General features: G+C 57.2%; 8 protein-coding genes. 5 read left to right on the top strand and 3 right to left on the bottom strand.

From position 1 onward, the window contains the following. Nucleotides 1-342 precede the first annotated feature (342 nt). Together F7P65_RS21585 and acuI are read left to right on the top strand one after the other, a co-directional pair. A complete protein-coding gene (locus tag F7P65_RS21585; protein WP_025547142.1) occupies nucleotides 343-636 on the top strand; it encodes a hypothetical protein in 294 nt (97 codons plus the stop codon). A gap of 57 nt (nucleotides 637-693) precedes the next feature. After that, nucleotides 694-1725, top strand: coding sequence for an acrylyl-CoA reductase (NADPH) (acuI, locus tag F7P65_RS21580; protein ID WP_025547141.1), 1032 nt, complete (start codon nucleotides 694-696; stop codon nucleotides 1723-1725). 51 nt (nucleotides 1726-1776) lie between these two features. Here the strand turns inward: acuI and F7P65_RS21575 are convergent, their stop codons facing one another. The 3 genes from F7P65_RS21575 to F7P65_RS21565 form a co-directional block, all read right to left on the bottom strand. After that, nucleotides 1777-2643, bottom strand: coding sequence for an NAD(P)H-binding protein (locus F7P65_RS21575; protein ID WP_150295594.1), 867 nt, complete (start codon nucleotides 2641-2643; stop codon nucleotides 1777-1779). Nucleotides 2644-2846: 203 nt separating this feature from the next. Continuing rightward, nucleotides 2847-5132, bottom strand: coding sequence for a TonB-dependent receptor (locus F7P65_RS21570; protein ID WP_162854745.1), 2286 nt, complete (start codon nucleotides 5130-5132; stop codon nucleotides 2847-2849). Nucleotides 5133-6067: 935 nt separating this feature from the next. After that, on the bottom strand, nucleotides 6068-6433 hold the full coding sequence (locus tag F7P65_RS21565) for an EF-hand domain-containing protein (protein WP_128830675.1): 366 nt from the start codon (nucleotides 6431-6433) through the stop codon (nucleotides 6068-6070). A gap of 283 nt (nucleotides 6434-6716) precedes the next feature. Here F7P65_RS21565 and F7P65_RS21560 point away from each other — a divergent pair, with 283 nt between their 5' ends. From F7P65_RS21560 to F7P65_RS21550, 3 genes are all read left to right on the top strand, one after another. Further along, the gene (locus F7P65_RS21560; RefSeq protein ID WP_017183765.1) at nucleotides 6717-7175 is read left to right on the top strand and encodes a nicotine dehydrogenase subunit S; all 459 of its coding nucleotides are present in this window, start codon (nucleotides 6717-6719) and stop codon (nucleotides 7173-7175) included. Between the two features lie 40 nt (nucleotides 7176-7215). Further along, nucleotides 7216-9462, top strand: a complete 2247-nt coding sequence (locus F7P65_RS21555) for a nicotine dehydrogenase subunit L (RefSeq protein WP_150295596.1) — start codon at nucleotides 7216-7218, stop codon at nucleotides 9460-9462. Between the two features lie 344 nt (nucleotides 9463-9806). Then, a partial coding sequence (locus F7P65_RS21550) for a transposase (protein ID WP_150295590.1) occupies nucleotides 9807-10035 on the top strand: 229 nt, incomplete at its 3' end.

The raw sequence follows: 10035 nt of genomic DNA, 5'->3' as shown, positions 1-10035 counted from the left end.
TCTGCGGCCTCCAGCCCACGCTTACTAAAAACTCGGGGCGTCTTCTAGCTCGGCATCTCACCAATCGGTGCCAGGAGTGGGGAGTGCTTCGGCTAGGAAGTCAATCCACGCCCGCGTCGCCTGAAGGAAATCGGCAAAATTTACGCGGCGTTCGGGCGGCTGCTGATCGAAGGGCGCTGGAAGCACGAGGATCCCAGGGACGCGATCGAACGGGAAATTGGCTGGCCGAATATCGAGCGAAGCGTTGAGGAAACCGAGCTTCTTAGACCCAATGACTGCGGGAGCCTCGGCCGCTCGAATCTGGGATGCTGACTATGGATTAGTCAGCAACGGAGACAAGTCATGACGGAGGCAGCGAAATACATCGGGCTGCCCGCGCCCATCGGTCGGAACATTGTGGTCGGCGACCGCGATGGTGCGGTCAGCTCGCCATATGTGCCGCCCCGCATCGCACGGCCCAATGCCTGCGAGCCGCGCAAGCTGCCGGTGAGATCGGAGCCCACCATGATGCTGATCGCCTCGCCGCCTTCTTCTGGATCGGGTGGGAAAGGCGCCGTGCTGCGCGCCAAGCTCGAACGCAGCGGCGCTCCGCTCCGGACATTCGCGGAAGGGTTTTTCGCAATGATCCGCACCTGACCCCCTTTTTTGAACAATTCTAGCCGATCGGTCTAATTTTGAGAAAGGAGCATTATCATGAGCACATTCCGAGCAGTCGTGATCGAAAAGAACCACACAGGCCGAACCGTCGCGCTGACGGATTTCAGCGAAGCCGATCTGATGGAAGGCGATGTCGAGCTTCGGGTGACGCACACCACGGTCAACTACAAGGACGGTCTGGCGATCACTGGCAAAGCCCCGGTCGTCCGGCGCTTCCCGATGATCCCCGGCGTCGATTGCGCCGGCGTGGTCGAGACGTCCAGCCATCCCGATTTCCAACCCGGCGATCGAGTCATCCTCAACGGATGGGGCACGGGCGAAACCCATCTCGGCGCCTTCGCTGAAAAGAGCCGGGTCAAGGGCGACTGGCTGGTGCCGTTACCTGCTGACCTGACGCCGTCCGAAGCGATGGCGATCGGTACCGCAGGCTATACCGCGATGCTCAGCATTCTCGCGTTGGAGAAGCATGGACTGCAGCCAGCCGATGGGCCGGTCATCGTCACCGGTGCGGCCGGCGGCGTCGGTTCGATCGCGATCACGCTGTTGGCGAAGGCAGGCTGGCACGTCATCGCGTCGACCGGTCGGGCCGAGGAAGCGGACTATCTCGAGGGCCTTGGCGCCGCCGAAATCATCGACCGCAACGAACTGTCCAGTCCCGGGCGGCCGCTCGGTAAGGAACGCTGGATCGCCGGTGTCGATAGCGTGGGATCGCATACTTTGGCCAACGTCCTGTCGATGACCCGATATGGCGGCGCGGTCACGGCCTGCGGTTTGGCGCAAGGGATGGACCTTCCGGGCACGGTGGCGCCCTTCATCCTGCGCGGCGTCTCTCTACTCGGCATCGATTCCGTCATGTGCCCGAAGCCGCGCCGTCTCGAAGCCTGGGCGCGTCTTGCGACCGATCTGGATCGCGAGCGGCTGGGACGGATCACTTCGACCATCCGCCTGGAAGACGTCATCGCGGCCGGGACCGACATCACGGAATGTCTATATATTCCATCTCATCATTGTAGAGCGCCAAGAGCGCATCCAGATCATTTCGCGCCCAAGCATCAACCTGCTTCTTGAGCAAGGCCTCATTGTCACGCGAAAGCTGAGTTTCGACCGGATCCTGCATCGTCATTGTCCGGCACCGCGCTGCAGCAAAGGCGCGTACTCAGTGAGGAAAGCGTCAAGAGTGCGGGGCTCGCGTCCTGTTATAAGCGCAACTTGATCGGCGACCGAGGCGGTATCTCCCTTCATTATGCTGCGTCCGATATTTGAGAAATATTCAATGAAACCCTCGGATGCACCTGATTTCCGAAGCCGCTCTTCTGCCGCCTGGGTCGTCTCCTCGACAGGCTGGACGACCGTCCCGGTCACAGCCGCTATGCGATCCGTGAGTTGCACAAGGGTGAATGCATCAGGGCCGGTAAGCGTGAGCGCTTGCTTGTCATAATCCGCACCAAGTAGAACCTCGACGGCCACGGCAGCTATATCCCTCGCGTCGATCCAAGCCGTTGCCGCGCCCCCGGTCGTCATCACGATGACCCCGTCTCGACGGATCAGATCTCCGAAAAAGCGCTCGTCGACGAGGTCTTGCATGAACCAATTTGGACGCAATATGGTGTAGGTTAAACCGCTCTGTTCGACCACTCTCTCAACTTTTAATTCATCGGCATCGGCCGTGCGTGTTTCCGCCGCTATTTCCGAGAGAAGTACGATTTTGATGACGCCGAAACTCTTAGCCAACTCGATGAAATCGAAGATGATTTGCGTTACCTCGGGCGACTCTGGTTTGACGAGATAGACGGCATCAGTGCCGTCCAGTGCAGCATCCCAAGTCGATCGGTTCTCCCAATCGAACAATATTGGCACGACGTTGCCCTGCGTGACCGATGAAGGGTTTCTTGATGCGGCCTTGACCGACGCCCCGCGCTCCGCGAGGCGTTCGACCACATAACGCCCGGTCGTTCCTGTCGCTTTGGTAACCAAAACATCGCGCATTCCCAACTCCTGTTTTAGGTTATTTTGCAAAGCGGCCGTATAAATCTTTTATGATAATCCCAAAGTTATATCTAAACCTTGAGAAATTCGTACCAACGTCAGCGAAATGGAGTTTGATTATACTAAATAAAAGACTTCTTTCTCGCTGATTGTTCGTCAGCGAGAAAGAAGTACAAAAAATTTAAACTCGCATCTTTTGAAGATCAGAAGCGGAAAGTGACATCTGCACTGTAGGTACGCGGTGTACCACGGATCAGGTAATCCAATCCTACAAACCGCAGGCCCAAACCGTAGGTAAAATACTTCTCGTTGAAGATGTTCTTTACGCCTGCACCCACCGCAAAACGCTTGGCGTTATATGCAATGCGACCGTTGGCTACCCAGTAGCCTGGTTGAGACAGCGTTCGGGTCTGAGCGATGTCATAATAGACACGCGAAGTATATGCACCGTCGAGACTGAGGTCGACGGTAGCGTCGTTGATTTCGGCGAGCACGAAATCGCCGCTGAGGTTGAGGCTGAACTTTGCGGCATTGGATATCTGATTTCCTGAGACGTCGATGCCGCTCGTACCCGTAACTGTCGCATTGTTCCGGTATTTTGGATCCAACACGCCGACGCCGACGCCAAGCGTCACCCGATCGATCGGCCGCGCGGTGATATCAGCTTCGAACCCGCGAACGCGCGCGGCGCTGATCGAACGGAGCGGAAATAGCCCGCCCGCCTCGGTCACGACAACTTGCTGATTTGCATAATCGGTCTGGAACACAGTACCGTTGATGGTCAGCGCACGGTCGAGAAGCGTGGACTTGAACCCTGCTTCATAAGTCCGCGCAGTTTCAGGCGGCGCGAACGTGATTTCGGAGGGATCGCTGAAGGCCTGCGCGTTCACGGCGCCGCTGCGATACCCTTCGCGCATTGAAGCGTAGAGCAGGATATTTTGCGTAGGCTTCCAATTTACGCCAACCTCGAAACTCGTATTGTTGAAGGTGCGGCGATCAGAATAATTGCTGATCGATTGAATGGCTACGGGATCTACATTGTCACCGAGGAATGCGTTGAAATTAGAGACAGCAACCTTGTCCCGGCTGAAGCGGACACCCCCATATGCGGAAAGCGTGTCGGTTACCTCATAGTCAGCACGAAAATAAGCGGCATAGCTGTTGCGCTTCTGGTTGAAGCTGTTCGACTGGATAAAGCCGGTTCCAGTGGGCGTGAAGCCGAAGCTACATACGGCACCGCAACCCGGATCCGTCAGGAGCGAATAGTTGAAGCCCGCATTTACCGCATCATACGTGTACAGGAGGCCCGCCTGGACGTTGAGCGGCCCATCAAACGATGTCGCCAACCGAAAGTCTTGGACGAACTGCTTCATATTTTTGCCGAAGGTGACAATCGGATCATCCACTTGGATAGCGAGACCGTCATCATCCCCGGTGTCAACCCATTTGCCCCAGTCATAGGTCGTCACGGAGGTTAGCTTGAGGGTATCGGTTGCTTCCCAGTTCATGATCAGGTTGAAGCCGTCGCTGCGGATAAGCCGCTTCGGCGCGCGATTAACGGCACTTTCAAAGAAGCTCAGACCATCGCGGTTAGATCCCGGCAGGTTGGACAAATTATTGCCAGGGAAGATAATTTGGGGATCGTTGAAATCGATGTTTCCCGCATATGCCGTGTAATTGCGACCGCCGCTTTTGACGTGGTTGAAGCGCAATGTGGCCTCAAAGTTATCCGCAGGTTCGAATTGTAGCGCGCCGCGGAAGGCAAAGACGTCGGTCTGATCGAGGTCGCCAAGGCCCGGCGTGACATTCTTGAGAACGCCCGTATCGTGGACATAAAGCGCTGCAATGCGCATCGCCAGCACATTGTCAATCAAGGGGACCTGCAAAGCCCCTTGCAGTCGAACACGATTGAAGTTGCCGTAGCTGCCCGTCACATATCCTTCGGTGGAAAAGCCCGGTTTTTTCGTGACGATATTGACAGCACCGCCGGTCGCATTCTTGCCGTAGAGCGTGCCCTGCGGGCCGCGCAACACCTCGACGCGCTCGACATCGAAAAGAGGCATGGTTTCGAATGTCGACAGGCCGCGGATGCCTTCGTCGATGTAGATCGCGATCGGCTTGCTCTGGTTAGCGGAATAGTCGGTCGAGGAAATGCCGCGGATGACGAAGTTGGGCGGGCCACCTTCACCGAATGGATAGTTGACCTGCGAATTGGGAGACAGCTGAATAAGATCGGAGATCTGCACCGCCTGACGCTTCTCAAGCGCCTCCCCGCCAAAGGCAGAAATGGCGACTGGAACGTCTTGAAGGCGCTGTTCGCGCCGCATCGCCGTAACAACGATATCGCCATTGCCCCTTGCAGAAGCGGCGCTCGGTTCAGGCTGGACCTGATCCTGGGCATAAGCAGTAGCAGAGACTGCCAGCGGCAGCGAAGCAAGCGAAATCGCCAGTGCGGTATGAGCAGAACCGCGGGTGATGCGAGCAATCATATACTTCTCCCTTTCATTATACGTCCTCTGCAGAGCGAGAGTGCATTTCGCCGAAGGCACTTCCCGTTCGCGTCGGCCAAGGTGCCCCCTCAGCACCTGCGAACCGCCACTGCTTCTCCTCGCGCCGAACGGAATTCCGCCTAAGCGGGGTCGACCGAGCAACATGCAGTAATTACGTTGTCGCATAATTAATGGCATTGTCAACGCCCATTAGAGCTGGGCAGGGCACGCGCCTCGCAGCAAATGGATCAGCCGACCCTTTCCCGACGATTATCTTTATATATTCAAATAGATAGCATATGATCCAAGGTTATAATGAAACACTCACAACACCGATTTCATAGTCCTTTCGAAAATCAACAGCCGAATAAATTAGCGGCCATGGGAGCAAAATTTCTGCGGCGACGAAGCGCAGCCGCTCATCTTATCCTCGACGATGAAAAATTCGACTAAATCGGGCTCGGGTCTGCGCTGCGCAGGCGCCATCAGCTTCACAAGGGGACAAGCAATAACGGCCGAAGATTGCGAAACAGACGTTTCCCAGGCCGACTTTCCGGACAAGACCGCGAACAATACGAGATAAGACTCGTCGCGCACAACACAATCATTGCCGCCCCCATTGCCGACAGTTGCGAGTGGATCGGTATTGTAGGCGATATTATTAAACCAAATTCACGATATCTGCAACTCCTCGCCATGCAGGGGGCAAGCATCGCCCCATTTTTTCGCGTGTTTGCCGAGCATCGCGGTCGGTAGCAATTTTGTGTTCTACGACGCTGAACGATCAATTTTCGACTTTGTCGAAGCGCCCGCCAAAAAAAGCGGCAATGCTACAAAGATGGATGATCACTCTTCCAATGATCGCTTCTCAATGGATATTTTCATCCTTCACCAAAGCCGGTCAGAAGAATCCATTTTCGAACGCGACCATACTATTACTTGGAAGCTGGTGCAGCTCCTATTCGGGCCTCGGCTTTGCCAAACTTCAACTCAAGGGCGGAAAGCTTTCCGTCGCGCGTTGCATCAAGGGTCGACGGCGGGAAATCAGCCAGTTCCCGGAAAGTGATGAAGCCGTTCCGGTTACGGTCCAGCTTTTCGAAATTGGCTTTCGGCAGGCTCTGCATTCGCCATTCCGCCAACGATATTCGCCTGTCCTGATCTGCGTCCACCTTGGCTAAAAGCTTCCGGGCCTCGATAGGGGACGAAGATGGGGGACCGTTGGCAAACGCAGTTGGGGCCGAAATCGGAAGGAGAAGCGCGCCGACGAGGAATGAACAGCGCTTTAAAGCTCGAATCATCATGCGCCTGACCTCCTGTCGCTAGACATATCATCAACGTGCGACAAGGCAGATGGAGCCCTCCATTTCACAAGAAAATTCCGGCGGGCGAGGCGCGCGGACAACCGACCCATAGCACTCCTACGGCGTTGCGGTGCGGATCTCCTGAATGGTGCAGGCGCTGCTTGCGTCAGGCGGGCTGCACCAATTCAGCGTGTGGATAATTATATTGACGCCCCGGCTTCCGCGTGCTCAAAAGGATTGCCAATTTACCGCGGTCGGCAGTGTATGCCAGATGGGCAGTATAATGATGAGGATTGAGCTGAAGATTAATGGGTCGACCATGCCCGCCGAGGTCGACGATGATACGCCACTACTCTGGGTGCTCCGTGACACGTTGAAGCTCAAAGGTACGAAATATGGCTGTGGCATCGGCCAGTGCGGCGCCTGCACGGTCATAGTGGACGGCCAGACCGCCCGATCTTGCTCCTTGGCTGCGACGGCCGCGGTCGGGCTCGAAGTAACCACGATTGAGGGGCTTTCGGCCAATGGCGACCAGTTTGTACAGAAAGCTTGGCAGGATATTCGTGTTCCACAGTGCGGATATTGCCAGTCCGGTATGATAATGGCAGCCACCGCGCTTCTGGGGAAGAAACTTTTCCCTACGGATGAAGACATCGATCGCGAGATCACGAACATCTGCCGGTGCGGGACCTATGATCGCATACGCGCCGCGATCCACGCGGCCGCGAACGGGCGCACGTGAAGAAGCCATGAATACTGACCGCCGTTCCTTGCTGAAGTCGATCGCCGCCGTTTCGGCAGGTGTGGTTTTTCCCGTCACCATGACGGGTTGCCGGGTCGCCGATCCTAAGCCTTCCGATTCGGTCGAGCTATTCTCTTGGGTTGTAATGATGCCCGACAACACGGTTCGCATCCGCATTCCACAGAGCGACATTGGACAGGGTGTGGTCACAACCCTCTCGCAGGTTCTTGCGGAAGAGCTCGATCTGAAATGGTCATCGATCCGGCCCGAATTCTTCGATCCATTGACGAACCTCAAGCGCAACAATGTGTATGTATATACATGCACGGAGAGCAGTTGGTCAGCTGACCGTCTCTTCAATCCCATGAGAATGGCAGGCGCTCAGATCAGACAAATGCTTTTGACCGCTGCCGCCAGGCGCTCGGGCTTCGACGTAGCGGATTTGAGAACCGAGGAGAGCAGCATCATATTGCCCGGCGGGGGACGGCAAAGCTACGCGGAGGTCGCGTCCGCCGCCTCCCATATTGCGCCGCCGCACCCTTCGCGGGTCAAACTTAAGGACCCTGCTGACTACCGGCTGATCGGAAAGCCGATCAAGCGCCTCGATCTGGTTCCCAAGACGACCGGGAAGCTGGAATATGGCATCGATGTCGATTTGCCGGGCATGTTGTATGCGGTCGTGCAACAATCCCCTGTCTATGGCGGCAAGCTTGTCTCGTTCGACGAACAAGCGATTGCCAAGATGCCGGGCGTTGTCGGGGTCGTCCGGATCGCGGCAGGACCTTGCGGCCTCAACGGTCCGCTTGCCGACGGCGGAGAAGATTACGGGATGGACGATGCCGTTGCCGTCGTCGCGGACAGCTTCTGGAGGGCAAGGAAGGCGCTTCTGGCGCTTCCGATCGAGTGGGATGATGGGGAATTTGCTTACACCAGCAGTGAGTCCATCATGGCGGACCTGGTCAGCCGGGCTGGGCGGCCGCAGCCGGTAGTCCGGGAAGCCGGAGATTTCGCAGGGTCGATCGGCCGTGCTCACCGCGTTATCGAGGCGGATTATTCCTACCCCTTCATGGACGCGATGCCGCTTGAGCCGATCAACTGCACCGCATGGCTGAATTCGGACGGACTCCAGGTTTGGGCGTCCACGCAGTTCGCCCAGGAAGCGCATCGACTCGCCGCAGTTACCGCCGGGCTGCCGCCTGAACGGGTACAGTTCAATCTGCCATATGTCGGGGGGGGCTTCGGACGGCGTTGCCAGAACGAATATGTATCGCAGGCGGTCCAGATCGCGAAGGCCATTCCTGGCAAGCCCATCAAGATGATATGGACCCGCGAAGAGATGATGGCGCGCGGTTATCCGCCACCGATTACCATCTCACGCTTCAAGGCGGGGCTTGATGAGAAGGGGAATGTGATCGCGTGGTTCAATCGCGTGATTAGTGGCACGGCGCCCGATCAAAGCTATGGACCGGCTCGCCTACCGCACTATGTGCCGAACCTTAGGATCGAGTATGCTCGCGTCAAGACGCCTCAGCCGTTCGGCTGGATGCGCGGCGTGGCGTTCACACAGCATGTCTGGATGAACCAGGGATTTCAGGACGAACTGGCGGTCGCCGCTGGACGTGATCCGGTCGACCTTTACATGGACCTGTTGGACGAGGGATCGGTGCCATCCGACCTGAAGGGCCGCGACGTCGCCGTTCGACGCATCCGGCACATGCGTGCCGTGCTAAAGCGGGTCTGCCAGATGGCAAAATGGGGAACGCCTCTTCCGAAGGGGCGCGGCAGAGGCATTTCGGTCAGCGACTTCAGCTATTGGGACAGCTACCGGACCGGCACCGCCTCGTCGGTTGTGGAGGTGACACTCGACGGCAAAGGCGGCCTTAGGGTCGATCGCGTATTTGCGGTGCTGAACTGCGGACGCATCCTCAATCCGGAGGTAGTCCGCGGCCAAGTGGAAGGAAGCATCTTCTGGGCAATCACCACGGCCCTTTACGGTAAAATCACACTCAAGGACGGCCGTGTCGTCCAGCGCAATTTCCAGGATCACAACGTCGCTCGGCTTGCCACTGCCTGTAGAAACATCGTGGTCGAACTTGTCGAGAGCGACGATCATCCTGCCGGCGTTGGAGAGGATGCCGTCCCTATTGTGATGACTGCGATGCTGAACGCAATTTATGATGCTGGTGGGCCGAGGATTCGCTCGCTTCCGCTCAGCGATCATGTGTTGTCATTTAGAAAACAGGACGGCTCAGACGCGTTGCCTGGCAAACCATCAGGCAACCCTTAGATAGGATCGGCCATCAATAGCGCCGGTTCGGGGCAGCCTCCTCACTGCCAGACAACCCCCGCTTTTGCTTATCCAAAAGCGCGACATGCAGTGATGGCATTATCCCTATTCAACCGTCAATGGCAGCGAATAGTCGGTTACGATGCTTCTTCCGATCAAACCGCCGCGGGGGCGCATCGCGAACGTCGCACGGATGCAGATCACGCCCTCGCAGCGACTACGCCCCGATTTATGTCAGCGCAGAGATACTGATCAACATCTGGAGCATTGTAAGCGCCGACGGAAGGCGGCCTTGTTGCCGGCACCGGAATAGGAAAGCTCGCGGCCTTTGAGGAGGCGTGAGCATGGACATCGAGCAGTCAAACGAGCCTCGTATGAGCGGTCGCGGTGATGGCGGAGCGCTTGTACGGGTGGAGCGGCGTCGGAACTGGAGCGACGAGGAGAAGCTGGCGATCCTGAAGGAGACGACGGCGCCTGGCGCGATCATATCGGCCGTAGCTCGACGGCACAGCATTGGAACAGGCCAGCTCTATACCTGGCGCAAGCAGCTGCTCCGCGGAGCGATGGCAGGCT

The organism is Sphingobium estronivorans (assembly GCF_008692605.1).
Lineage (GTDB): Bacteria > Pseudomonadota > Alphaproteobacteria > Sphingomonadales > Sphingomonadaceae > Sphingobium > Sphingobium estronivorans.
This window is presented reverse-complemented; position numbering and strand designations above follow the sequence as displayed.

Bases quoted from the DNA above. Each gene is read 5' to 3' on its own strand.
- F7P65_RS21565 (WP_128830675.1), bottom strand. From the start codon at position 6,433: ATGATGATTCGAGCTTTAAAGCGCTGTTCATTCCTCGTCGGCGCGCTT.
- F7P65_RS21585 (WP_025547142.1), top strand. From the start codon at position 343: ATGACGGAGGCAGCGAAATACATCGGGCTGCCCGCGCCCATCGGTCGG.
- F7P65_RS21570 (WP_162854745.1), bottom strand. From the start codon at position 5,132: ATGATTGCTCGCATCACCCGCGGTTCTGCTCATACCGCACTGGCGATT.
- F7P65_RS21575 (WP_150295594.1), bottom strand. From the start codon at position 2,643: ATGCGCGATGTTTTGGTTACCAAAGCGACAGGAACGACCGGGCGTTAT.
- F7P65_RS21560 (WP_017183765.1), top strand. From the start codon at position 6,717: ATGATGAGGATTGAGCTGAAGATTAATGGGTCGACCATGCCCGCCGAG.
- acuI (WP_025547141.1), top strand. From the start codon at position 694: ATGAGCACATTCCGAGCAGTCGTGATCGAAAAGAACCACACAGGCCGA.